Origin of the sequence: Burkholderia sp. THE68 (assembly GCF_009938265.1) — a bacterium.
GTDB lineage: Bacteria > Pseudomonadota > Gammaproteobacteria > Burkholderiales > Burkholderiaceae > Caballeronia.
On the sequence record NZ_AP022316.1, the window covers coordinates 315,440 to 339,912 of the forward strand.

Genomic DNA, 24,473 nt, shown 5'->3' on the forward strand with positions numbered 1-24,473 from the left:
CCGTATTTACGGGAGAGATCGATGAACGTTCAAACGAAAGATGAACTGGCGACGACAGTGCATGAAGGAGGATGCGCCTGCGGCGCGTTCCGCTTTCGCGCGACGGGCAAGCCGAAGCGCGTCGGCATGTGTCATTGCATGACATGCCGGCAAGTGCATGGCTCCGCCTTTGGAGCTTATGCGATGTACGCGCGCGGCGACGTGATGATGAGCGGCAGCCTCTCGACCTGGCGCAGCTCCGACGACGGGCGGCGGCACTTCTGCCCCGTGTGCGGATCGGTCGCGTACATGGAGTTCACGACACGCGATGAAGTCGATCTGCCGCTCGGCGGCTTCGACGAAACCGGTCTCTTCGAGCCGGACTACGAACTCTGGGTCAAACATCGTGAGCCGTGGCTGCCGCACGACGTGCGCCCGTCGTACGAGGAAGAGCGCCCGCACGAGGCCGCGCCATCGAAAAGCGCCTGAAGACCGGGACAGCTTTTGTCTCGCCGGAACTGCATCCTCGCGTCAACGGTCCGAGCAATTGCATTCGCGCCCGGAAAATAAGACGATAAGCGCGTGCGCTACTGCGAGACGAGCGCGCGCCGGATGCGCGAGAGCGGCAGGATCGAGAACCTTTGAACTTCACGGCCAGCGAGGAGCATCGATACCATGACGAAGCAACCGGTCAGCGGCAGCGACAAGATTCACCCCGAGGGCGCGCAATGCATCGGCGACTGCGATCCCGCCGAACAGATCGAAGTGATCGTGATGCTGCGGCGCAAGGACGAAGCCGGCTTCAAACAGCTGATGGCGCGCGTCGACGCGGGTGACGCGCCCGGGCAAGCCGTCTCTCGCGAGGACTTCGACAAGCGCTACACCGCATCCGACGAAGACGTCGCGAAGGTCAAGGCCTTCGCCGCACAGTACGGACTGACGGTCGTGCGCGCCGAAACCGAGACGCGCAGTGTCGTGCTGAAAGGCACCATCGAACAATTCCAGAAAGCTTTCGACGTCAGGCTCGAGCGCTTTCAACATCACAACATCGGCGAATATCGTGGGCGCACCGGGCCGGTCAGCGTGCCCGACGACATGCACGACGCCGTCACCGCCGTGCTCGGCCTCGACAGCAAGCCGCAGGCGCGTCCGCATTTTCGTTTTCGTCCGCCTTTCAAGCCGGCGCGCGGCATGACGCCCGCGTCGTTCACGCCGGTCGATCTCGCGCGCCTCTACGATTTCCCCGATGGCGACGGCGCCGGCCAATGCATCGCGATCATCGAGCTGGGCGGCGGCTATCGCGACAGTGATCTGTCCGCGTATTTCTCGAAGCTCGGCGTGAAGGCGCCGCAAGTCGTGGCGGTGGGCGTCGACAACGCGAAGAACGCGCCGACGGGCAATCCGAACGGGCCGGACGGCGAGGTGACGCTCGACATCGAGATCGCGGGCGCCATTGCGCCGGGCGCGCGCATCGCCGTGTACTTCGCGCCGAACAGCGACGCCGGTTTCGTCGATGCCGTCAATCGCGCGCTGCACGATTCCACCAATAAGCCTTCCGTGATATCCATCAGCTGGGGCGGCCCCGAGTCGAACTGGTCATCGCAGTCGATGAGCGCTTTCAACGACGTGCTGCAAAGCGCGGCCGCGCTCGGCGTGACGGTCTGCGCCGCATCGGGCGACAGCGGCTCGTCAGATGGCGTCGGCGACGGCGCGGACCATGTCGACTTCCCCGCGTCGAGTCCGTATGTGCTCGGCTGCGGCGGCACGAGCCTGGCGGCATCGGCGCAGGGCATCGCGAAGGAAGTCGTGTGGAACGACGGCGATCAGGGCGGCTCGGGCGGCGGCGGCGTGTCCGGCACGTTTGCGCTGCCGGTCTGGCAGAAGGGCTTGTCGGTCACGCGCAACGGCAGGACCGCGGCGCTCGCCAAGCGCGGCGTGCCGGATGTGGCGGGCGACGCATCGCCGCAAACCGGTTACGAAGTGCTGATCGACGGCGAGGATACGGTGGTCGGCGGCACGAGCGCGGTCGCGCCGCTGTGGGCCGCGCTGATCGCCCGTATCAACGCGATCAACGCGTCGCCGGCGGGCTTCGTCAATCCGAAGCTTTATACGGCGAAGGCGTCGTTTCGCGACATCACCGAGGGCAACAACGGCAGCTTCTCGGCGGCGGCCGGCTGGGATGCGTGCACCGGCATGGGCAGCCCGGACGGCGCGAAGATCGCGGCCGCGCTCAAGCCCGCGAAGAGTTGAAGCGATGCAGCAAGACGTAAAACAGTGAACAACAACCACGACGACGATTCTGGAGCGATGACGATGAACTCCGATCCACTGGCAGCGAGCGGCAAACCCGAGAACGCGGACGAGACGGCGATGGCGGCCGCCGCGAAGAAAGCGCCGAAGAAGACCACGACGGCGAAGAAGGATCAGCCGTACTTCGATCCGGTCGCCTACGGCAACGGCCCCGACGACTCAGTCGCCGCGAACGAGGCCGACGAGAACGCGGCCATCACGCATCACAGCGTGACGATCGGCGGCGCGAAGATCGCCTATACGGCGACCGTCGGCCATCTCGTGACGGTCGATCCGAGCAGTTCGAAGCCGGACGCGAAGATGTTCTACGTCGCGTTCACGAAGGACGGCGCGAAGGAGGAAGCGCGCCCGCTCACGTTCTTCTACAACGGCGGGCCGGGATCGTCGTCGGTGTTCGTGTTGCTCGGCTCGTTCGCGCCGCGCCGCATCAAGACCGCAATGCCGAGCTTCACGCCGCCCGCGCCGTATCAGATGGAGGACAACCCGGACAGCCTGCTCGACCGCAGCGATCTGATCTTCATCAATCCGGTCGGCACGGGCTATTCCGCCGCGATCGCGCCGAACAAGAACCGGGATTTCTGGGGCGTCGATCAGGACGCGGGCTCGATCGCGCAGTTCATCAAGCGTTATCTGACGAAGAACAACCGCTGGAATTCGCCGAAGTTCCTGTTCGGCGAATCGTACGGCACGGCGCGCAGTTGCGTGCTCGCATACAAGCTGCATGAGGACGGCATCGATCTGAATGGCGTCACGTTGCAGTCCTCCATTCTCGATTACGCGCAGGCGGGCAATCCGGTCGGTGCATTGCCGACTGCGGCTGCGGACGCGTGGTATCACAAGAAGCTCGGCGTGCATCCGACGCCAACCAATCTATTGACCTTCGCGGAGGAAGTGGCGGAATTTTCGCGCACGGACTATCTGAACGCACTGCGCAAGTTTCCCCAGACGGACGACGAAGTTGTCGAGAAGCTGTCCGACTACACGGGCATCGATCGCGCGACGCTGCTCGCGTGGAGCCTCGACATCGCGGCTTACGACAGCCGTGGCAATTCGCTCTTTCTCACGACCTTGCTGAAGTCGAAGGGCGAATCGCTCGGTTCCTACGACGGCCGCGTCACGGCGATTTCGACGGGCATCGCGGGCAAGATCGATCCGAATTCGGGCGGCAACGATCCGACCATGACGGCGGTGAGCGGCGTCTACACGACGATGTGGAACAGCTATCTCAACGAGCAGTTGAAGTTCACGTCGACGTCATCGTTTACCGATCTGAACGATCAGGCGTTTCTCAACTGGGATTTCAAGCACACGGACCCGACGGGCGCGCAGAAGGGCGTCGATTCGAAGGGCAACATCATCCTTTATACGGCGGGCGATCTTGCTGCCGTGATGGCGTTGAATGTCGATCTGAGAGTGCTTTCCGCGAACGGGATGTATGACTTCGTGACGCCGTTCTATCAGACGATCATCGATTTGCAGCAGATGCCGCTGATCGACAAGACCGTGCGGCAGAATCTGTCGGCGACGTTTTATCCGTCGGGGCATATGGTTTATCTCGACGGCGGCTCGAGGACGCAGCTCAAGGCCGATCTTGCCAGGATGTATGACGATGCCACGGCGAATCATGCGGCAATGGGGCGGATTATTGCGCTGCAGAAGGTTACTGCGGACAAGTTGGGGGCGTTGTCGCCGGTGAATGGGGCTTAGGGTTTATCTTGCTTGTGCCTGGGCGGCGGCAACCCCAGGCGCAAGCAAATTCCCTCCGGGTACATCGATTGCGGCAATGACCGCAAAGTCAACCCCACCCGGAGCCTCACAATGCCAACGAAGAAGCAACCGTCGCCGAGCGGCGTCGCCCGCACCCCCTCGCAGAGCAACACGAACAAGAAAGTCGAAGCCCTCGAAGCCTACCGCACCGACTCGACAAACCAGGCGCTGACGACCAACCACGGCGTCAAGATCGCGGATAACCAGAACACCCTGCGCGCCGGCGAACGCGGCCCCTCGCTGCTCGAAGACTTCATCATGCGTGAAAAAATCACGCACTTCGACCACGAGCGCATTCCGGAACGCATCGTCCACGCGCGCGGTTCAGCCGCCCACGGCGTCTTCCAGGTCTACGAATCGCAGGCAGAACTGACCAAGGCCGCGTTCCTGCAGGACCCGTCGAAGGAAACGCCTGTTTACGTGCGCTTTTCGACCGTGCAAGGCTCGCGAGGCTCTGCCGATACGGTCCGCGACGTGCGCGGCTTCGCCGTCAAGTTCTACACGGATGAAGGCAACTTCGATCTCGTCGGCAACAACATGCCCGTGTTCTTCATTCAGGATGCGATCAAGTTCCCCGACTTCGTCCACGCCGTCAAACCGGAACCGCACAACGAAATGCCGCAAGGCGGCTCCGCGCACGACACCTTCTGGGATTTCGTCTCGCTCGTGCCCGAATCCGCGCACATGGTGCTATGGGCGATGTCCGACCGGGCCATCCCGAAGAGCCTGCGCACGATGGAAGGCTTCGGCATCCATACCTTCCGCTTCATCAACGCGCAGGGTAAAGGCCGCTTCGTGAAGTTCCACTGGCGCCCGACGATCGGCTCCGCATCCCTGCTCTGGGACGAAGCGCAGAAGCTCGCGGGCAAGGACGCGGATTTCCATCGACGTGACCTGTGGGAGGCGATCGACAACGGCGACTATCCCGAGTGGGAACTCGGCGTGCAGATTGTCGAGGAAGAAGACGAACACAAGTTCGACTTCGATCTGCTCGACCCCACCAAGATCATCCCCGAGGAACTGGTGCCGCTGAAGATGATCGGCAAGCTCACGCTGAATCGCAATCCCGATAACTTCTTCGCCGAAACCGAGCAGGTCGCGTTCTGTCCGGGACATATCGTGCCGGGCATCGACTTCACGAACGATCCATTGCTGCAAGGCCGTCTGTTCTCCTACACCGATACGCAGATCAGCCGTCTCGGCGGCCCGAATTTCCACGAGATTCCGATCAACCGTCCGCTCGCGCCGATGCACAACGGCCAGCGCGACGCGATGCATCGCCAGACGATCGACAAAGGGCAGGCGTCCTACGAGCCAAATTCCATCGACGGCGGCTGGCCGAAGGAAACCGCGCCGGCTGCGGCGGGCGGCGGCTTCGAAAGTTACACGCAGCGCGTCGACGGCGCGAAGATCCGCGTGCGCAGCCCGTCCTTCGCCGATCACTACTCGCAGGCGACGCTCTTCTGGAACAGCATGACCGAGCCGGAGCAGGATCACATCGTCGGCGCGTACTCGTTCGAGCTTTCCAAGGTCGAGCGCAAGAACATTCGCGAGCGAGAGCTCGGCATCCTTGCCAATATCGATGAAACGCTCGCCGCGCGCGTCGCTGCCAATCTCGGGCTGACCGCGCCGAAGAAAAGCGCAAGCGCCGAGGAACTCGGCAAATCGTCGGTGACGGAGTCGCCGGCCTTGTCGCTCGTCGCGAAGACGAAGCCTTCGATCAAGACGCGCAAGGTCGCGATCCTCGCCGCACCGGGCGCCGATGCCGCCAGCATCAAGGCCGTGCAGGACGCGCTCAAGGCCGAGGGCGCGCACGCAAAGGTCATTTCGCCGACGCTCGGCTCGCCCGCGCCCGGCATCGAGGCCGACGCGACCATTCTCGCCATGCCCTCGATCATGTTCGACGGCGTGATCGTCGCGGGCGGCAAGGAGAGCGCGAAGGCGCTTTCCGAGTCCGGCGACGCGCGCCACTTCGTGCTCGAATCCTTCAAGCATCTGAAGGCGATCGGAGCGATCGGCGACGGCGAGGACGTGCTCGCGGCCGCGCATCTGCCGGGCGGCGAGGAGGGCGTCGCGGTAGGCAGCGACGCCAAGGCGGTGCTGAAAAGCTTCATCGAGGCGATGAGCCAGCATCGCGTCTGGTCGCGCGCGCACAAGGCGGAGTCGGTGCCGGCCTGATCCGCGTAATCGGCGTTTCGTGCCTCGCAACGATGCACGCGACCATGCCGCCACCGGCGATGTACGCACCCCCGTCTTTCTTGAGACACTAGTCGTACCGCTCACTCCGGGGGTGCGGCTTTGTTCGATCATGCAAGACATCGTGGCGGCGGCGCGCTTGCCGCACGCGTGCAATGGCGCGCGTGCATGGACATCGTCGTCATCGTTCTGATCTGGGCGCTGTGTGCGGCGGCAGTTGGCGCGAAGGAGCGCATCGTCGTCGGCGCCACGCCGGGCGTCGCGCCGCCGCTAGACATGGCTTACCCGCGTGACACCGTGCCGCGCGGTATCTCGGTCGATTACGTGGATGCCGTCGCCGGCGCGCTGGACCTCGACACGCAATGGCGTATCTATCCGAACCGCGCCGCGCTGATGGCGGCGCTCGCGCGCGGCGATATCGACATGGCGACCGGCGCGACCGGTGCGGACAGCGAGGACAGGCAAGACGGCAACGGCGCGCTCATATACAGCCGCCAGTATCTGCCGAGCAAACAGATCTACATCGAGCCGCTTGTGAAGCGTCCATCGACGCATCGGCTCGCGTACGTCGACGCGCAGACTTCGCCGGCGCGCCTGCGGTCGGCGTATCCGTCGATGCTGCCGGTCGTGTATCCGGACCTGCTCGCTGCGCTGCTCGCCGTATCGCTCGGCGACGCCGACGCGTTCATCGGCGACATGACGACTTCCGCCTTCGCGATCACCCATTACTACCTGCCGAATCTGACCATCACGGACCTTGCGGCCTTCGATGAAGACGGCTTCCGCTTCGCCTTCGCGGCGGAACGTCCCGGCGCGGATGCGCTGCGGCAGCGGGTCGACCGCGCGCTCGCGGCGCTGCCGCCGGCCTTCGTTCTCGTCGCGCGCGCACGCTGGAATCCGGGCGCCAACGCCGTCACGCTGGAACGGCCGGTCGAACTCACGGCGCAAGAGCTTGCGTGGGTACGTACGCATCCCGTGGTGCATTATTCGATGCTCGCACAAGCCGCGCCGCTGACTTTCCGCGATTCGCGCGGCCAGCCGGCGGGCATCGCGGTCGATATCCTCGATGCGGTCGCGCGCGTGACCGGCCTGCGCTTCGAGGCCCGCGTGCGCGACACGCCCGAGCAACTCGCGGCCGACATGCGCAGCGGCGCTTCCGCGATCCTGCCGTACGGCGTGGGCGAAACCTCTGCGTTGCCCGGCGGCGTGCTCTCCGCGCCGACCGGCGACGGCATCTTCGTGATCGTGACGTCGGCCAATCAGCCGCCGCTGCGCGACGCCGACGCGCTCGCGGGCAAGCGCGTCGCGCTACCGCCCTCTTCGTTGCTGGAGAAGCTTTTGCAACGGAGCGCGTCGGGTGTGCGGATCGTCCATACGCGACCGCTCGACGGTCAGTTCCGGGCCGTGGCAAGAGGCGAAGCCGATGCGACCATCGCCGATCTGGCCCTCGCCAACTACGCGGTGGGCAATGCTTATCGCGGCTCGCTCGTGTTGAGCGGCGTGCTTTCGACGCGACCGGTTCCGCACGGCCTGACCGTCACGGCGAACGAGCCGCTGCTGCTCGGCATCCTCAATCGCGCGATCGAGAGTCTTCCGCCGCCCGAGCTGGAGACGATCCGCGCGCGTTGGAAGCTCTCCGAGCATCCCGAGATGCTGTGGGAACGTCATCGTCCGCAAGTCGCGCTCGGCGCGCTGTTTGGCGCGGCGCTCGTGCTCGTGCTGGCGGGCTGGGCGCTGACGATGCGCGTGCAGGTCACGCGCCGGATCGCCGCCGAAAGGGCGATGCGCGCCGCGAAGGAAGAGGCGGAAACGGCAAACCGCGCAAAATCCACCTTCCTCGCGACGATGAGCCACGAAATCCGCACGCCGATGAACGCCGTGCTCGGTCTGCTCGAAATGGAATTGCGCGCGCCGGGCGAGCGCGTCGCGACCGAGCGCGCGCTGTCGATCGCGCATCGCGCCGCGCGCGATCTGCTCGGCATGATCGACGATCTGCTGGATGTCGCGAAGATCGAAGCCGAGCGTCTCGTGCTCGCGCCCGCGCCGCTCGAAATCGAAGCGTGGGTCGCGGGCGTCGCGGCGATCTACGAACCGGCCGCGCGCGCGAAGGGACTCGCGCTCATCGTGAAGCGCCGCTTCGGCGATGGCCCGACCTGGCTCCTCGCCGATGGCCAGCGCCTGCGCCAGATCGTCGGCAATCTGCTTTCGAACGCGATCAAATTCACCGATGTCGGCGCGGTCACACTCGAATACCAGGTCGCGCCGCCTCAGGACGGCAAGCGCGCGGTGACGCTCACGGTGTGCGATACGGGCATCGGCATCTCGCCCGAGAAGCAGGCGATGCTGTTCACGCCGTTCGTGCAGGCCCACGATGGCCGCGCGCGCAATGTCGGGGGCACGGGGCTCGGCCTCACCATCAGCAAGCGGCTCACCACGATGATGGGCGGCACCATCGAGTTGTCGAGCGAGCCGGAGCGCGGCACGCGTTTTACCGTGCGCATCGATTTTCCGGAGACGGAGGCGCTGGCGTCGGCGGACGATGCGCCGTCCGCGCCGGCGGGCGCGCTCGCCGGGTCGCTCGCGGGGCTGCGCGTGCTCGTCGTCGATGATCATCCCGCCAATCGCATCGTGCTCGACGGGCAGATCAGGCTGCTCGGCGGCAGCGCGCAAATGGCCGTCGACGGCAAGAGCGCACTTGCGCGCTGGCGCGCCGCGCCGCGCGCATTCGACGTGATTCTCACCGACTGCTCGATGCCCGAGATGAGCGGCGAGGAACTGGCGCGCACGATCCGGGAAGACGAGGCGAAAGACGCATCGAGTCCACGCGCCGTGCCGATCGTCGGCCTGACGGCGAACGCGCAACCCGACGCCGCGATGCGCGCGGTCGCGTCGGGCATGAACGCGTGTCTCGTGAAGCCGCTCGGTCTGGACGGTCTGCGCGCCGCCTTGCTCGAAGCGACGCGCGACGGCCGCGTGTCGAGCGCATCGACGGCGCCTGCGCAGGCGTTTGCGCGCGCGCCCGCGCGTGCAGCCGATCCGGACGCGCCGGTGTTCGACCGCGCCTTGCTGGCCGGTTTCGGCGATCAGGCCGGCACGCTCGTCGACACGCTGAAGGCCGCCAACACGCAGGATCTGGCCGACGCGCGCGCTGCCTTCGACGCGTGCGATCACGCGCGCCTGCGCGATATCGCGCATCGCATGAAGGGCGCGGCGGCGGTGATCGGCGCGACGCCGTTCATGCGCGCGTGCGTCACCTTGCAGCACGACTGCGAGCTTGCCGTCGACGAAGACCGCAACGGCGAGGACGACGCCCGCATCACGGCCTCGTTCGCGGCATTCGTCGCGGCGGCGGAAGCGCTCGATGCCGCGCTCGCCGGCCCGCTCGCGTGCGTTTCGCCCGCATCCGATGCGTCGTCATGACGCGTGTCAGGCTTCGCTAGCAGGGCTTTGCGTACATCCCGCGTTTCGTGTGTTTTAATTGAACCTCCGATCATCTCAAAAACATGCGGCGATCCGCGGCCGCAATGGATGGCACTCAGAGGCATGACTCGAAGGGATACCGGGTTCGACGAGAAACCGAAGCCAGGCGCGGGCCGCCCCGGCCGGATCGCGCGCGCGATGCTGGCGTATTGCTGTGCGACGCTCGCGTTCGTGCCGGGGACGCCGCCGTATGCGCAGCGCGCCGAATGGCTCGATTCGCGGGTCACGCAGACGACCATCGTCGATACCATCTGCGTGCCGGGCTATGTCGATCGCGTGCTGCCGTCGTTCGAGATCCAGATGCGCCAGAAGGAGCGGCTGCTCAAGCAGCGCAGCATCGATGCATCGTTCGCATCGGAATATGCGCTCGATCACCGCATGCCGGTGTTGCTCGGCGGCTCGCCCAACTCGCCCGCGAATCTCGATCTGCGCCGCTGGGAAGGGCGCGCGGGCCAGCGCCGCAAGGAACGGCTCGCGGTCTATCTGAAGCGCTGCGTCTGCACCGGCGACATCACGCTGAAGGACGCGCAATCCGCGATGGCGGGCGACTGGTCCAACCGGTATCCGAATCTGTCCAGCATGTCGTGCAGCGGCTTCTGACGATTGCCTGAACCCATCCGTCCGATTTAGAACATCTATTGAAAAAGACGGAATGTCGCAGCACCTGCGCGGTCTACGGGATTAGTATGGAGCTATCTCGAAATTAGCCGGAGCCGCCATGATGTTCGCCTATGTGTCCCTTTTCGTCGTCGGCACGGTTGCGGCGCGCCTGATCCTGAAGCAGCGTGCGCAGCCTGTGCGTGCGCGCGCAAGAAGGTGACGGCGATGAACCTGCTCATCTGGAACTTTCCCCAACGCTGCGCCGCGCGCGACGTGCGGCGTTTTCTGGAACACGAGCTAGGCCAGTATGCGAGCGATATCGCGGTGTACGGCGCGGGCACCGCTGACGCGTACGCCACCGCGAAGCTTGCGATCGATGTGCCTTACATCGGCGAGGCGATCGCGCAGAAGCTGTGCCATCAGCGCTTTCTCGACGAACCCTTGCGCGCCCGGGCCTCGGCTTCCGGCGACGCGTCCATCCGTCTGCATTGACGTTTTCCGCGTGCGCGCGCCGTGTTGCGCGGCCGTCCGGAACGAACTTTGCTGATCCTCCCCTGACGAACGTCATGTAGCGGCGAAGCCGGTGCCACGTGCCACCGGCTTTTTTGTCGATGCGCGCCTGATTCAAGGTGCGCGTCGGGCCGTTCGAACCGGGCGATCCGGTGGATCGTCCGCTGACACCAGGCAAAAGCGGATCAATCGAATCGATGCATCAGGCAGGAAAGAACAGAACCAACAAGACGCCGTCTGGCGCAAGGTTTCTCGTGGGCGCGGCGGCGGGCGCGCTGTTTTCGATCACGGCGGCCGCGTACGCCCAGCAGGCGGCGACTGTCGCGCAGGGCCACGTGACGGCGATGCCCGTCGCGCCCGAACGCGCGTTGCCCGCGATGCCGGTGCCGATGCCCGCGCAGCCGACGTCGGAAGCATCGACGGCTTCTGCGGCATCGGCGGCGAGCGCGGCAAGTGCGGCAAGTGCGGCAAGTGCGGCGTCGGAGGCGAGCGCGGCATCGGAGACGGAGGCGCCCGAAGTGCCCTTGCCGCCGGAGCCGCCCGAGCCCAATCTCGCGCAGCGCACCGGCATGTCGCCGGCGGGCGCGTATGCGATGCGTCAGACCTTCGCGCAGGAGGTCGACCGGCGGCTTGCCGTTTCCGCCACGGATCAGCAGGCCTACGGCCGTCTGCTGCAACAGACGCTCGATGAAGACGGTCACGGCGATCTCGCCAATGAGTTCGTCGTATTGGTCGATCGCAATGCGAACGCGCAGGCCATCTTCGTGTACTTCCGCGCAAAGCCGGGCGATGCGTGGTCGATGATCGGCGCGTCGCCGGTATCGACGGGCCGTCCCGGCACCTACGACCACTTCGTGACGCCGCTCGGCGTGTTCCAGCACGTGCCCGGCAACATGGACTTCCGCGCGGAAGGCACCTTGAACGAGTTCAAGATCCGTGGCTACGGCGCGCGCGACATGCGTATCTACGATTTCGGCTGGGCCGATGGCGAGCGTGGCTGGGGCAAGGGCGGCAAATCGCCGATGCGCTTCCAGATGCACGCCACCGATCCCGAGAAGCTGGAGCCCTTGCTCGGCATGCGGCATTCGAAGGGCTGCGTACGGATCCCGTCGACGCTCAACGCGTTCTTCGATCACCACGGCATCATCGACGCGCAATACGAGGCGCGCGCAGCCGACGGCGAGTCGATGTGGATTCTGAAGGCCACGCGCAAGACGACGCCGTGGGCGGGGCACTATCTCGTCGTCGTCGATACGGGCAGGAAAACGCGGCCCGCGTGGTCGCCCGGCCCGGGCAAGGCGGTGCGCGCGCATATTCCGGCCGGCGCCGATTCAGTCGATTGACCCTTGCCCGCCGACGCGCTATTTCGAACGCGCGAGCAGCACGCCCGCGAGCGCCACGCCGAAGCCCGCGAGTTGCACCGCGTCGAGCGTCTCGCCGAACGCGAGATAGCTTTCGAGTGCGGCGAGCGGCGGCGCGAGAAAGAGCAGGGCGGTGGCGCGCGATGCGTCGCCTCGCCTGACCATCCACACGAGCAGCGTCGTCGCGACGCCCGAGAGCATCACGATGCCCCATGCGAGCGAGAGCCATGTCGTCGTCGACGCAATGAAGCGGTGCTCGCCGAGCGCGAGTACGAGCACGAGTGCGACGATCGCGGCGCCTGCGTTCTGCAACGCGCTGGCGCTGCGGATATCGGCGCGGGCGAGCGAGGTCTTCTGATACAGCGTGCCCGCGGTGATGGCGAACACCGCGAGCACGGCGATCGTCACGACGATCCATTGCGGCGCGTGTCCAGCCGATGCCGATCCGGCGTGCGCGCCGCTCGCCGCGATTTTCGGCGCGAGCACGAGCGCGACGCCGACGAGGCCGAGCACGAGGCCACCCCACGCGCGTGGCGAGAGCCGCTCGCCGAAGAGCCGCGCGGCGACAGCGGCGGTCAGAAGCGGCTGGAGCGCGCCGAGCAGCGCCATGATGCCCGCGCCGAGGCCCTGCGCGACGGCCCAGTAACCCGCGCCGAGATAGACGCCTTGCAGCAGCGCGCCGGCGAACAGATGGCGGGCTATGTCGCGGCCTTTCGGCCAGGGCGCGCGCGTGATTGCGGCGATCGCGAGAAACAGCAGTGTCGTGCCGGCGAAGCGCGCGAGCAGATACAGATTCGGGTCGACGTAAGGCGTGATCGCCCGCGCGACGATGAAGCCCGTCGACCAGAGAAATACGAATACGGGCGCGGCGAGAATCGAAACCATGTGAGGCGTGCGGCAAGTCGGAATGCCGCAGTATCGGGCCTATGGTTCTCGTTCGTCTTGTCTAACCGTGCACTCAATCTATCGTGAAGGTGTCGAGTGGCTGATTGGCGCGTGCGTCGGTCTCGAAGCGGCGCGATAGTTGCGCGTGCAGGCGCCTCGCTTCATCCAGCGTGAGATCGATCCAGTAAGGGTCGCCGGCGGCGTCGTTCAAGCGCTCAGGTGGGAACTGGATTTCGATTACCACGCCTTTCTTGTACATCGTCATGCCTCGTGCAAAGCGCTCCAGTCTAGCGGACCGGTTATCGTGGATTGCCTACGCTGCGGAAAGAATGTGTTGCTTCGGATGGGGTGATGGTGCCTGCTGACAATAGTCCCAATTCACATCGATGTCACAGACCTCTGCAATTCTTAAGGGCTAAAGGTCGCCTCCGACCATCCACCCCGACGAAGAGACATCCCAAAAATGACCCGCACTTCCCGCCTCGCGCGCAACATCCTGCCGGCGTTCACCGCCGCATTCACGATGCTTGCCGCGATGCCCGCCCACGCCGCCGACGCCGTGGTCCTGTACACTGCCGACGGCCTCGAGAACCTCTACAAGGACGTGCTCCCCGCCTTCGAAAAGAAGGAAGGCGTGAAGGTCAATATCGTCACGGCGGGCAGCGGCGAAGTGGTCAATCGCGCGACCATCGAAAAGGATTCGCCCAAAGCCGACGTGCTCGTCACGCTGCCGCCGTTCATCCAGCAAGCGCAGCAAGGCAACCTGCTGCAACCCTATCAGAGCGTGAACTACAAGAACGTGCCCGCGATCGCGAAAGCGCAGGACGGCGCATGGGCCACGTTCGTGAACAACTATTTCTCGTTCGCGATCAACCCCGAAGTCACGAAGAACGCGCCGAAGACATTCGCCGATCTGCTGCATCCGAACTACTCGGGCAAGATCGCGTATTCGAATCCGGCGACGGCGGGCGACGGCATGGCCGTCATCATCCTGACCTCCGCCTTGATGGGCGAGGACAAGGCCTTCGATTACCTCAAGACGCTCGAGCAAAGCGCGAAGTTCCACACCAAAGGCACGGGCTACCTCGACGTGCTGCTCTCGCGCAACGAGATCGCCTTCGCCAACGGCGACCTTCAAATGGACCTCGACGACGCCGCGAACGGCGGCCTCTCGATCAAGCCGCTGTTCCTCTCGCACAAGACCGGCGAAGCGCCGACCACGTTCCAGCTTCCGTACGCGATCGGCCTCATCAAGGGCGGACCGAATCAGGCTGCCGGCAAGAAGCTGATCGACTATCTGATGTCGTCGGATGTGCAGTCCAAAGTGCCTGACATCTACGGCATTCCGGGCCGCACCGACGTGCCGCTCGCGGGCAAGAATGGCGAAGCCGTCAAACAGGCGATCTCGGGCGTGAAGCTGATTCCGGTCGACTGGAACGAAGTCATGCAGAAGAAGGCCGGCTGGACCGAGCGCTGGAAGACCGAAGTGATCGGCAACTCGGGCAAGCAGACGGAAGTCGCCAAGCCGAAGTCGTAACGTGAGCGCCGTTCCCAAAGAAGCATTCGGCGCAGAGCAGTCGCCGGGCGTGCACATCGATCGCCTGACGGTGCGCTTCGGTCAGCGCACCGTGCTCGACGATCTCACGCTGCGCATCGATCGCGGCGAGTTCCTCACTGTGCTCGGCCGCAGCGGTTGCGGCAAGACCACGCTGCTGCGCTTCATCGCGGGCTTCGTCCAGGCCGATGCGCTCGCCGGCACGCTGTCGATCGCGGGCCGCGATCTCACGCACATGCCGCCGCATCGACGCAATCTCGGCTTGCTGTTTCAGAGCTATGCGCTCTTTCCGCATCTGTCGGTGTTCGACAACGTCGCGTTCGGACTGCGCGCGCGCAAGCTGAGTACGGGCGAAATCACCCGCCGCGTCGCGGATGCGCTCAAGCTCGTGCAGCTTTCCGACGCCGGTCACGTCATGCCCGCGCAACTGTCCGGCGGCATGCAGCAACGCGTCGCGCTGGCGCGCGCGCTCGTCATCGAACCGGATGTGTTGCTGCTCGACGAACCGCTCTCCGCGCTCGATGCCAATCTGCGCGCCTCCGTTCGCAGCGAGCTGAAGGCGCTGCATGAGCGCCTGCCGAATCTGACGATCGTGTGCGTGACGCACGATCAGGACGATGCGCTCGTGCTCTCCGATCGCACGCTTCTGATGCGCGATGGCCGCATCGCGCAGCTCGGCGCGCCGCGCGAGTTGTACGACGCACCCAACGATGCGTTCGTCGCGCGCTATCTCGGTGCGGCGAATCTGTTGCCGCCGCGCGTGGTGTATCCCGTCGGCGATGCGCGGCACGACGAGCGCGAACGTCTTGCGTGCATTCGTCCCGAGCGCTTCACGATCGTGCCGCTGGGCGATGGCCCATTGCATGGCACGATCGCATCGGTCGATTGGTATGGCGCGGCGCTGTCGATTTCCGTCGCGCTCGATGCATTGCCCGGCGAGCCCGTGCTCGTGACGACGCAGCGTGGCCATTCACGCATGCCGGAGAAGGGCGCGCGCGTTTCACTTCGCTTCGAGGCTGACGATGTCGTCCTTGTTCGTTCCTGACAGCGTCGCGCGCGACGAAGGCCGCATCAGCGACGCCGATCTCTCTGCGCAATTTGCCGCTCATGCCGCACAGGCGCAGCGGCGTCATCGCAAAGGCCAGTGGCATCTGCTGTTCATTCTCGTGTTCGTGCTCGGGCCGCTCGTCGTCTATCCGCTCGCGCGGCTCATCATGCTGAGCGTGACCGGCTCCGACGGCTTCACGCTGCACGCATACAGCGCGTTCTTCGGCAATCCCGAAACGCGCGGCATGATCGGCACGACGTTCGGCATTCTTGTCGCGAGCGCGAGCATCGCGTCGCTGCTGGGCGTAGCGCTCGCGTCGATGCTGTTCTTCAGGCCGTTCGCGGGCGCGCGTCTGCTGACGCGCTTTCTGGAATTGTTCGTTGCGTTTCCGTCGTTCCTCGTGGCGTTCACGCTGATCTTTCTTTACGGCTCGCAAGGATCGGTGAGCATCGGCTTGCAGCGGCTCTTTTCGCCCGACGCGCCGCCGCTCGATTTTCTCTTCGGCATCGGCGGCGTGATTCTCGCGGAAGTGGTGTTCTATGCGCCGTTCGTCGTGCGCCCGACGCTCGCATCGTACGCGACCCTCGACATGCGTCTGGTCGAAGCGGCAAAAAGCCTCGGCGCCGATGGCTGGATGGTCGCGATGAAGATCGTGTTGCCGCTCGCGTGGCCGGGCATCGCGGCGGGAACGATCCTTTGCTTCCTGCTGACGCTGAACGAGTTCGGCATTCTGCTCGTGCTCGGCAGCGCGCATCTGATCACGCTGCCGATCGCCATCTACAGCGCCGCGACCGTCGATCTGGATCTGCCCACTGCGGCGGCCGGCTCGGTCGTGATGCTGCTGATGTCGCTGTCGTTGTACGCGTTGTATCGGCGCGTCGACCGGCGTGCGGGAGGCCGCTGACATGCAGCTTTCAATTTCCTCGCGGTTCACGCCCGGCGCGTTGCTGCGCATCGCGTTCACGGGCTTCGTCGCGTTGCTGTGCTTCTGGCTCTTCGTGCTGCCGGTAATCGTCGTCGCGCTGTCGAGCGTCGCGTCGCACTGGTCGGGAACGATGCTGCCCGATGGTTTCAGCACGCGCTGGTTCGCGCGCCTCGGTTCGAGCGATCTCGACGCCGTCATGACGAGTCTCGAAGTCGGCATGGGCGTCGCGGTGCTCGGCACCGCGTTGGGCCTCTGGCTCGCACTCGCGCTGGAAGGGCGCGACCGGCGTGGCCTCGGCGCGCTCGTCGACGCCGTCGCGATGATGGGCAGCGGCGTGCCGAGCGTGGTGCTCGGTCTCGCGGTGCTGATCGCGTATCACAAGCGTCCGCTGGATCTGTCCGGCTCGGCCGCGATCGTCGTGCTCGTGCAGCTCGCGCTCGTGCTGCCGTTCTGCTATCGCTGCGCGGCCGCCGCGTTGCGCCCGGAACTGATGACCTTGCGCGAGGCCGCCGCGAGTCTCGGCGCGCCGCCGCGCATGGTGCTCGCGCGCGTGGTATTGCCGCAACTCGTGCCGGCAATCCGCGCGAGTCTCGCGCTCGGTTTCGCGCTGTCGCTCGGCGAACTGGGCGCGACGCTGACCGTCTATCCGCCGGGCTTCGCGACCGTGCCGATCGTCGTCGTGGGGCAGGTCAATCGCGGTTACTATCTGCCCGCATCGGCGCTGTCGCTGATCCTGCTGGCGGTCTCGCTCGCCGCGCTACTGATGATCGCCGCGCGTGCTCCGCGCAGCGGAATCGCACGCTGAACATCGGGAATCCGAACTAAAATTCCGGGCCGGAATTGGGCCCGGAATGCGGCCGCGAGCAATTCCCGGGCCGCGTTCGCGTTTTGGCCATGTCATACCAAAAAAAATAAAACTGGCGTAACCTGCACTTTCAGGCACGGCCGCACCCGCATGACCGGAGGAATTTTCCCTCGGGAACAATCAGGGCAGGGCGCCATTTTGGGGCGTCCGAGTGAACTCCCGTCGCGCTTTCGCGGTCGTTGCATATGTTGCAAACACCGGAGGTTCCGATGACATCCGTCGACCTGGAATTCGACCAGCTCAACAGCACCGTCGATGCGCTCAGGCGCTCCATCTCGAACCGCCTGATGTACGGCGTCGGCAAGGACGCCGTCACGGCGCAGCCGCGCGACTGGCTGCACGCCGCTGAACTGGCGGTGCGCGATCGCCTCGTCGCACGCTGGATGCGCACCACGCGGCTGCAATACGAACAGGACGTGAAGCGCGTCTACTACCTGTCGATGGAGTTTCTCATCGGCAGAACCTTCAGCAACGCGCTACTCGCGCTCGGCATCTATGACGAGGTGCGCGACGCGCTGGCCGGCCTCGGCGTCGATCTCGCGGCGCTGGAGGAACTGGAGCCGGACGCCGCGCTCGGCAATGGCGGCCTCGGGCGGCTTGCCGCCTGCTTCCTCGATTCGATGGCGACCGTCGGCGTGCCGGGCTTCGGCTACGGCATCCGTTACGAATACGGCATGTTCCGCCAGACGGTGGTCGACGGCAATCAGGTCGAAATGCCCGATTACTGGCTGCGCGCGGGCAATCCGTGGGAGTTCCCGCGTCCCGAGGTCGTGTACACCGTGCATTTCGGCGGCCGCACCGTGCAGCACGAGGACCGCACCGACTGGATCGACACCGAGCACGTCAACGCGATGGCCTACGACACGGTCATCCCCGGCTTCGCCACGACGGCGACCAACACGCTGCGCCTGTGGTCCGCGCGCGCGACCGACGAGTTCGATCTCTCCGCATTCAATCAGGGCGACTATCGCCGCGCGGTGGAGGCGAAGAACACCTCGGAACATGTCTCGCGTCTGCTCTATCCCGACGATTCGACGCAGGCTGGCCGCGAGTTGCGTCTGCGTCAGGAGTACTTCTTCGTCTCCGCGACGATGCAGGATCTGATCCGCCGCTATCAGCGCACGCATACGCATTTCGGGCGGCTCGCGGAGAAGGTCGCGGTGCATCTGAACGATACGCACCCCGTGCTCGCGATTCCGGAGCTGATGCGTCTCCTGGTCGACAAGCATCGCGTGCCGTGGGACAAGGCGTGGAAGCTCATCCAGCAGATGTTCTCGTACACGAACCACACGCTGATGCCCGAGGCACTCGAAACGTGGGACGTCGAGATGCTCGCGCGACTGCTGCCGCGGCACCTCGAGATCATCTTCGAGATCAACGCGCAATTCCTGAAGCAGGTGACCGAGAAGTTCGGCCGCGACGTCGAGCTGATCCGCCGCATCTCGCTCGTCGACGAATACGGTCAGCGGCGCGTGCGGATGGCGCATCTCGCGATCGTCGCGAGCCACAAGGTGAATGGCGTATCGAAGCTGCATTCGCAACTGATGGTGCAGAACATCTTCTCCGATTTCGCGCGCATGTATCCGGAGCGCTTCACCAACGTGACCAACGGCATTACGCCGCGCCGCTGGCTCGCGCAGGCGAGTCCGTCGCTTTCGTCGCTGATCGACAAGCGCCTCGGGCCGCGCTGGCGCACCGATCTCTTCGAACTCGGCCGCCTGCGCGAATGGCGCGACGATCCGGAGTTCTGCAAGGCTTTCCACGAAGCGAAGTTCGCCAACAAGCTCAGGCTCGTCGAGCGCGCCAAGCGCGACGCCAATGCGATCATCAATCCGGAAGCGCTGTTCGATCTGCAGGTCAAGCGCATCCACGAGTACAAGCGGCAGTTGCTCAACATCCTGTACGTGATCGTGCGCTACAACCGCATCCGCGAGAATCCGGAGCAGGACTGGACGCCGCGCGTGGTGATGTTCGCGGGCAAGGCGGCATCGGCGTACAAGATGGCGAAGAACATCATCAAGCTCATCAACGATGTCGCGAAGCGGATCAACGCGGACCCGCTCGTCGGCGACCGGTTGAAGGTCGGCTTCATTCCGAACTACGGCGTCTCGGTGGCCGAACTCATCATTCCGGCGGCGGACCTGTCGGAACAGATTTCGATGGCCGGCACCGAGGCATCGGGCACCGGCAACATGAAGCTCGCGCTGAACGGCGCGCTGACCATCGGCACGCTGGATGGCGCGAACATCGAAATCTGCGATGCCGTGGGGCGCGAGAACATCTTCATCTTCGGCAATACGACCGACGAGATCGAATCGCTGCGGGCGGCGGGGTATCGGCCGCGGCAGATCTACGAAGAGAACCCGGAGCTGAAGCTCGCGCTCGATCAGATTCGCCTCGGGCATTTCTCGCCGGAAGAGCCGCATCGCTTCTACGACATCTTCCACACGCTGGTGGACTGGGGCGATCACTACATGGTGCTCGCCGACTTCGACAGCTTCGACAAGACGCAGACCGAAGTCGATCTCAAGTTCCGCGACAAGGACGCGTGGACCAAGAGCGCGATCGAGAACGTCGCGGGCATGGGCATCTTCTCGTCGGATCGCACGATCGCGGAATATGCGCGCGACATCTGGCATGTCGAGCCGTTGCAGGTGACCTGAAGCGCGCGCGTTTCGGCGTCAGCGCCGCGTGATGCGAATCACGCGGCCTAGCGTCGCGTTGGGAAACCATCGCGTGATCTTGCCGATGACCACGTTCGCGTCCACGCCGTCCGTTTCGACATAGAGGGTCGTACAGTCGTGACGACGGCTCGTCGCGACGACGTGCGCGCGCACGTTCGCACCGAAAGCGTGCGTGAGCAATTCACGCGCGGGTGCGGAGTTCAGTCCGGGAACGGTCAGATCGAAGGCGAGGCAGTGACGCGTTTCGCGGCGGCGCGGCGAGCCGCCGTTGGATGCCTGGGGAAGAAAGGGCAGGTCGGAAGTGCGATACATCGATGACAGCCGCCCGATGGCGGCTCGAAGTGGCAACGCGTTCACTCTAGCGCCGCGCGCCTAAAGGCGGCGATAAAGTCGCGCGCGACGATATTAACGCCGTATCAAAATCACGCCTGCGGTTTGGTGGCTGCGCTGGCCGCGTGTTTCGCGACCGCATCGCCGACGAGCGCGGCCACTTTGTCCGCAAATTCCTGATCTTTCGTGATGAGCACTTCGCGCTCGCCATCGGGCGTCGCGACCATCAATTGATAGATCACGTCCTGCGTGATCCAGGTCAGGTAGCCCACCACGATGGTCATCACGCCGAGCACGAGCGCCGCGCCCGAGCCGGTGATAATGCCCGCGCCGAACGCGACGAGCCCGATCAGCGCGATGATGACTGGCATCGGCTTCTGGCGCGGAATCATCACGACGCGCGCGGTGCGCAGATCACGCAGCGGAATCATCTGCCCCGATGCCGACAGGCCGGCGCGCGAGAGCGTGACGCCGCGTTCGTTGAAAGGAGTATCCATAGGGTTTTGCAGTTCTTGTTACGGCCGGTGAAACCGGGGAGCGTACCAGACCGCGCGCGCCGGGGGCAGTTGCACGGCATTCATGTGCTTTGCATTCCGGGCGCTCCCGCGCCGCGATATGCCGTCTCTCACGGGAAAACCATGACGAGATTCGCTTTGATCTTCTTTCGTTTCGAAACTAGACTCTTCCGTAACGAAAGATCGCGCGGAAGCGAACCTGATGCTGAACAACAAGAGTTCATTGAAGCGACGCCTTCAAATCGTCGAACTTGTTCGCAAGCGCGGGGAAGTTTCCGTCGATGAACTCAGTCAGGTTTTCGATGTTTCGAGCGTGACCATCCGTAGCGACCTGACTTATCTGGAGCAGCAGCGCTACCTTCTGCGTTCGTTCGGAAAGGCCCGCTATCTCGCACAGAAGTCCGGAGACGACATTCTCGTGCCGGCGTCGGACGCCGCCATGCGCAAGGCCTCCGAGACGGCTCTGGCCCGTTTTGCGGCCGAACAGGTGATGGATAGCGAAGCGGTCATGTTGGGCGCGGGAGAGATCGTTCACAAGATGATTCCCTTCCTTGCAGACCGGGCGAACCTTTCATTGCTGGTTCAGGACGTTTCGGTTGCCCAGACGGTTCAGCGGTTTCTGCACTGCGAGGTGTTGCTGACCGGCGGCCAACTGGAGCACGGCTCGACTGTGATGACCGGCCCTGACGCGGAAGCCGCTGTGAGCCGGCGCCCGATTGATCTGTGCGTGCTGCAAGCATCCGGTGTCGACCGCGATGGCAAACTTTTGACGGCGGATTCCGCCCTGGCGCGCGTGGCGCAGGCAGCGCGGCGGGCCGCGAGGCGAACGATCGTCGTTGCGTTTCAGCCGGTACTCGACGAACGTAGCGGCGTGGCGTTCGCGAGCGCGCAAGAGATCGACACGTTGCTCATCGACGATGGAATCGATCCGCCCACGATGGAGACGGTGATGCGCAAGGGCCTTCAGCTGCAAAGGCGCGACACAGGCATTCTGGAGTTTCGCGCTTCCTGACAGGACGATTGCGCTAAGCACGTCCTGTATTGCATTTCGTGTATCGTAATCCTAACGAAAACCGCCATGGCTAAAACCGAAGCGAAACCGGACCATCGTCCCGGCTGCATTCTCACGATGGGCGAGATTCTCGTCGAGATTCTCGCCACGGAAATCGGGCAGTCGTTTCGGCAGGCAGGGACACTGATTGGGCCGTTCGCGAGCGGCGCACCGGCAATTTTTATCGATCAGGTCGCGAAGTGCGGCAGCCCGTGCGCGATCATCGGATGCGTGGGCGATGACGACTTCGGCGCGCTCAATGTCGAGCGCCTGCGCGAGGACGGCGTGGATGTCTCCGGCATATCCGTCATCAAGGCTGCCACCACCGGCAGCGCGTTCGTCACGTATCGCAAGGATGGCGACAGGGACTTCATCTACAACATCACCAACAGCGCCTCGGGACATCTTTCTGTCAGCGAGATTCGCGAACACTTGCTGAAGGATTGCAGGCATTTTCATGTGATGGGGTCCTCGCTCTTCTCGTTTCGCATCATCGAGGCGATGAAGAGCGTCATCGAAACGGTGAAGGCGAACGGTGGCACGGTCAGCTTCGATCCGAACATCCGCAAGGAGATGTTGCGCATTCCGGAAATGCGTGAGGCGCTCGACTTCATTCTCGACTACACCGACGTTTTCCTGCCGAGCGGGCACGAAGTGATGTTGCTCGCGAGCGCGAACACCGAAAAGGCAGCGATCGATGAATTGCTGGGCAGAGGAGTGCGCGAGGTCGTGGTGAAACGCGGCAAAGACGGATGCAGCTTCTACGATGGAAAAGACGAGTGGCATGTGCAAGCCTTGCCGGTGACTGAAGTCGACCCGACGGGCGCCGGGGACTGCTTCGGCGGCACATACATCGCCTGTCGTGCACAAGGGCTTGCTGTCGGGCGGGCGCTGGAATATGCCGGCGCTGCAGGTGCGCGCGCTGTCACGTATCGCGGTCCGATGGAAGGAACTGCAACCCTCGCGGAACTGGATGCGTTCATCAAGGAGAGATCCGAGGTGAGCCATGACTGAAATCGTCACACGGCTCACAGGCGACGCACGATTTGGGTCGCGACTGAAGGGAATCTACTCGGTCTGCTCGGCACACCCATGGGTGATCGAAGCAAGCATGAGGCAGGCGCTCGATGACGGCACGCCATTGCTGCTCGAATCCACCTCGAACCAGGTGGACCAGTATGGCGGCTACACCGGCATGCGGCCAGCGGACTTCGTGCGGTTCGTTCACGAAATCGCCAACAGGGTGGGTTTCCGCCGAGAAGCCCTGCTTCTCGGCGGCGACCATCTCGGCCCGAACGCCTGGCGAAATCTTCCAGCCGATGAAGCGATGGAACACGCTGAGGCACTGATCGAAGCCTACGCCGCGGCAGGATTCAAAAAGATTCACCTCGACACGAGCATGAGCTGCGCCGATGACCCGTCGCGTCTTTCCGACGAAGTGGTCGCCGGGCGTGCGGCCCGATTGTGCGCGGCCGCGGAGCAAGCAGCCGAACGCGCAGGGCTGCGCGAACGCCCGGTCTACATAGTCGGTACGGAAGTCCCGGTGCCCGGCGGGGCATCGGAAGCGCTTGCCGCGGTCGAGGTGACGAACCCGCGCGCGGCGCTCGATACCGTCGCGGTGCATCGTGCGGCATGGCAGGCCCGTGGCCTGGATACGGCGTGGGAGCGCGTCGTCGGTCTCGTGGTCCAGCCGGGTGTGGAGTTCGATCACACGAAGGTGGTGGACTATGACGCGTCATCCGCCGGCGAGCTGTCGCATATCCTCGATGACTTGCCCGGCATGGTCTTCGAAGCGCATTCCACGGACTATCAGAAGCCTGAGGCTCTTTCGGCGCTGGTGCGTGACGGCTTCGCCATTCTGAAAGTCGGGCCAGGCGCGACGTTCGCATTGCGAGAAGCGCTCTACGCACTTGCGGACATCGAAGACGAACTGGTCGCAGCGGATGCACGCTCCAATCTGAGAGCAGTGGTCGAGCGCGTGATGCAGGAGAAACCCAGAAATTGGGAGAAGTACTATCACGGCAGCGAACAGGAAAAGCGGCTCTTGCGCACTTTCAGCTACAGCGACCGAATTCGCTACTACTGGACCGATGCGGAAGTTGCGGACGCAACGCAAAAGCTGGTGTCCAATCTTGAACGCGTCGACATACGCGAAAACCTCATCAGTCGATATCTTCCGAACCAGTACTGGCAACTCCGCTGCGGATTGATCGATGGTTCGCCGATGAGCCTGATCTTCAGCAAGGTCCGGGAGGTCATCGGCATGTATGCGGCCGCCTGCAGAACGTAAGCATCGCATTCGATGAACGGCGTCATGGTAATCCCACTTTTTGGCGTCCTTCATACCTGTGCAGGGAAAACCCGCTTTGTTGGGCTTTCGACTCGTCACTAGAATTTTTCACGGTAAAAGAG

The 24,473-nt window shown here is 64.3% G+C and carries 20 protein-coding genes; 16 read left to right on the top strand and 4 right to left on the bottom strand.

Annotated features, from left to right (window positions below; genetic code table 11):
- Positions 1-21: 21 nt before the first annotated feature.
- The 8 genes from BTHE68_RS14955 to BTHE68_RS14990 all read left to right on the top strand — a co-directional run bounded on the left by BTHE68_RS14955 (position 22) and on the right by BTHE68_RS14990 (position 12,185).
- The gene (locus BTHE68_RS14955; RefSeq protein ID WP_162067126.1) at positions 22-468 is read left to right on the top strand and encodes a GFA family protein; all 447 of its coding nucleotides are present in this window, start codon (positions 22-24) and stop codon (positions 466-468) included.
- 186 nt (positions 469-654) lie between these two features.
- On the top strand, positions 655-2,229 hold the full coding sequence (locus BTHE68_RS14960) for a S53 family peptidase (RefSeq protein WP_162067127.1): 1,575 nt from the start codon (positions 655-657) through the stop codon (positions 2,227-2,229).
- A gap of 57 nt (positions 2,230-2,286) precedes the next feature.
- The gene (locus BTHE68_RS14965; protein WP_162067128.1) at positions 2,287-3,996 is read left to right on the top strand and encodes a S10 family serine carboxypeptidase-like protein; all 1,710 of its coding nucleotides are present in this window, start codon (positions 2,287-2,289) and stop codon (positions 3,994-3,996) included.
- Positions 3,997-4,107: 111 nt separating this feature from the next.
- Entirely contained in the window at positions 4,108-6,234 is a 2,127-nt protein-coding gene (gene katE / locus BTHE68_RS14970; protein WP_162067129.1) for a catalase HPII, read from the top strand.
- 186 nt (positions 6,235-6,420) lie between these two features.
- A complete protein-coding gene (locus BTHE68_RS14975; RefSeq protein ID WP_162067130.1) occupies positions 6,421-9,672 on the top strand; it encodes an ATP-binding protein in 3,252 nt (1,083 codons plus the stop codon).
- 123 nt (positions 9,673-9,795) lie between these two features.
- Complete coding sequence (locus tag BTHE68_RS14980) at positions 9,796-10,332, top strand: hypothetical protein (protein ID WP_174258044.1); 537 nt, start codon at positions 9,796-9,798, stop codon at positions 10,330-10,332.
- Positions 10,333-10,557: 225 nt separating this feature from the next.
- Positions 10,558-10,824 (top strand): RNA-binding protein, encoded by a 267-nt coding sequence (locus BTHE68_RS14985; RefSeq protein WP_162067131.1) that lies wholly within the window; start codon positions 10,558-10,560, stop codon positions 10,822-10,824.
- Positions 10,825-11,039: 215 nt separating this feature from the next.
- Positions 11,040-12,185, top strand: coding sequence for a L,D-transpeptidase (locus BTHE68_RS14990; RefSeq protein WP_162067132.1), 1,146 nt, complete (start codon positions 11,040-11,042; stop codon positions 12,183-12,185).
- An 18-nt stretch (positions 12,186-12,203) separates the two neighbouring features.
- Here BTHE68_RS14990 and BTHE68_RS14995 read toward each other — a convergent pair whose 3' ends face one another.
- Positions 12,204-13,088: a DMT family transporter gene (locus tag BTHE68_RS14995; protein WP_162067133.1), complete on the bottom strand. Its 885-nt coding sequence runs from the start codon at positions 13,086-13,088 to the stop codon at positions 12,204-12,206.
- Positions 13,089-13,161: 73 nt separating this feature from the next.
- Positions 13,162-13,347, bottom strand: coding sequence for a hypothetical protein (locus BTHE68_RS15000; RefSeq protein ID WP_162067134.1), 186 nt, complete (start codon positions 13,345-13,347; stop codon positions 13,162-13,164).
- Between the two features lie 204 nt (positions 13,348-13,551).
- On the opposite strand from BTHE68_RS15000, the gene phnS reads away from it, so the two are divergent.
- The 5 genes from phnS (at position 13,552) to BTHE68_RS15025 (ending at position 20,144) form a co-directional block, all read left to right on the top strand.
- Positions 13,552-14,625, top strand: a complete 1,074-nt coding sequence (phnS, locus tag BTHE68_RS15005) for a 2-aminoethylphosphonate ABC transporter substrate-binding protein (RefSeq protein WP_162067135.1) — start codon at positions 13,552-13,554, stop codon at positions 14,623-14,625.
- A gap of 1 nt (position 14,626) precedes the next feature.
- Positions 14,627-15,688 (top strand): 2-aminoethylphosphonate ABC transport system ATP-binding subunit PhnT, encoded by a 1,062-nt coding sequence (gene phnT / locus BTHE68_RS15010; RefSeq protein ID WP_162067136.1) that lies wholly within the window; start codon positions 14,627-14,629, stop codon positions 15,686-15,688.
- Positions 15,666-16,595, top strand: coding sequence for a 2-aminoethylphosphonate ABC transporter permease subunit (locus tag BTHE68_RS15015; RefSeq protein WP_162067137.1), 930 nt, complete (start codon positions 15,666-15,668; stop codon positions 16,593-16,595). The genes phnT and BTHE68_RS15015 overlap by 23 nt, the downstream gene beginning before the upstream one ends.
- A gap of 1 nt (position 16,596) precedes the next feature.
- A complete protein-coding gene (gene phnV / locus BTHE68_RS15020) occupies positions 16,597-17,421 on the top strand; it encodes a 2-aminoethylphosphonate ABC transport system, membrane component PhnV (RefSeq protein ID WP_162067138.1) in 825 nt (274 codons plus the stop codon).
- A 269-nt stretch (positions 17,422-17,690) separates the two neighbouring features.
- Positions 17,691-20,144 (top strand): glycogen/starch/alpha-glucan phosphorylase, encoded by a 2,454-nt coding sequence (locus tag BTHE68_RS15025; RefSeq protein ID WP_162067139.1) that lies wholly within the window; start codon positions 17,691-17,693, stop codon positions 20,142-20,144.
- 18 nt (positions 20,145-20,162) lie between these two features.
- On the opposite strand, the gene BTHE68_RS15030 is transcribed toward BTHE68_RS15025, so the two are convergent.
- Both BTHE68_RS15030 and BTHE68_RS15035 read right to left on the bottom strand, forming a co-directional pair.
- Positions 20,163-20,477 carry a hypothetical protein gene (locus BTHE68_RS15030; RefSeq protein ID WP_174258045.1) on the bottom strand — a complete coding sequence of 105 codons (315 nt, stop codon included), beginning with the start codon at positions 20,475-20,477 and terminating at the stop codon, positions 20,163-20,165.
- 110 nt (positions 20,478-20,587) lie between these two features.
- Positions 20,588-20,992 (bottom strand): DUF6232 family protein, encoded by a 405-nt coding sequence (locus tag BTHE68_RS15035; protein ID WP_162067140.1) that lies wholly within the window; start codon positions 20,990-20,992, stop codon positions 20,588-20,590.
- A gap of 220 nt (positions 20,993-21,212) precedes the next feature.
- Between BTHE68_RS15035 and BTHE68_RS15040 the strand changes: the two genes are divergently transcribed.
- The 3 genes from BTHE68_RS15040 (at position 21,213) to BTHE68_RS15050 (ending at position 24,351) form a co-directional block, all read left to right on the top strand.
- Positions 21,213-22,022: a DeoR/GlpR family DNA-binding transcription regulator gene (locus tag BTHE68_RS15040; protein ID WP_162067141.1), complete on the top strand. Its 810-nt coding sequence runs from the start codon at positions 21,213-21,215 to the stop codon at positions 22,020-22,022.
- Between the two features lie 66 nt (positions 22,023-22,088).
- Positions 22,089-23,075: a tagatose kinase gene (locus BTHE68_RS15045; RefSeq protein ID WP_162067142.1), complete on the top strand. Its 987-nt coding sequence runs from the start codon at positions 22,089-22,091 to the stop codon at positions 23,073-23,075.
- A complete protein-coding gene (locus BTHE68_RS15050; protein ID WP_162067143.1) occupies positions 23,068-24,351 on the top strand; it encodes a D-tagatose-bisphosphate aldolase, class II, non-catalytic subunit in 1,284 nt (427 codons plus the stop codon). The genes BTHE68_RS15045 and BTHE68_RS15050 overlap by 8 nt, the downstream gene beginning before the upstream one ends.
- Positions 24,352-24,473 lie beyond the last annotated feature (122 nt).